1 protein-coding gene is annotated in these 820 nt (G+C 60.2%); it reads left to right on the forward strand.

What is annotated here, in order from left to right:
• The coding region (gene istA, locus B9P63_RS18445; RefSeq protein WP_425439767.1) for an IS21 family transposase at nucleotides 1–820 on the forward strand (820 nt) is incomplete at both ends.

Below are 820 nucleotides of genomic sequence, written 5' to 3' on the forward strand. Positions count from 1 at the left end.
CTCTGGGAGGAGTACCGAGCAGCGCACCCTGACGGCTATGGCTATACTTGGTTCTGCACGCGTTATCGGGAGTTTGAGACCCGGATCAGCCCTCGGTATCGCAATCGCCATGAGGCGGGTGCGGTGATGCAAACTGATTATGCCGGTCATACCATCCCGGTGATTGACCCGGCGACAGGCGATGCGCATCGCGCCCAGATCTTCGTCGCGGTTCTGGGCGCGTCCAATTACACTTTTGCGTGGGCCAGCCTGAGCCAGAAGCTGCCCGACTGGATCGATGCGCAGGCTCGGGCACTTCAGTTCTTCGGCGGCGTGCCTAAAGCGATCGTCTGCGATAACCTGAAGGCCGCCGTTGCCAAGCCACTCTGGTTTGAGCCGTCGGTGACCAAGACCTTCTCCGACATGGCCACGCATTACGACACGACTGTGTTGCCCACACGGCCGCGCAAGCCACGCGACAAGGGCAAAGTCGAAGGCGCGGTGCTGATCGTGGAACGCTGGATCCTGGCGCGCCTGCGCAACAGGCAGTTCTTTTCCATCGCTGCGCTGAACGTGGCCATTGCCGAGTTGCTCGCAGATCTTAATGCACGGACCATGCGGCGGGTGGGCCGCTCGCGGCAGGAACTCTTTGCAGAGATCGAACATGCTGCCCTGCGCCCCTTGCCCGATACGCCCTTCGAGTATGCGGAATGGAAGCAGGCCAAGGTGCATCCCGACTATCATATCGAGGTGCTGCACAGCTTCTATTCCGTGCCACATCGTCTGATCGGTCGACAGGTCGATGTCCGGCTAACCCACCGTATGATCGAGATATTCCACA

It is taken from the genome of Planktotalea arctica (assembly GCF_002105285.1).
Classification (GTDB): Bacteria; Pseudomonadota; Alphaproteobacteria; order Rhodobacterales; family Rhodobacteraceae; genus Planktotalea; species Planktotalea arctica.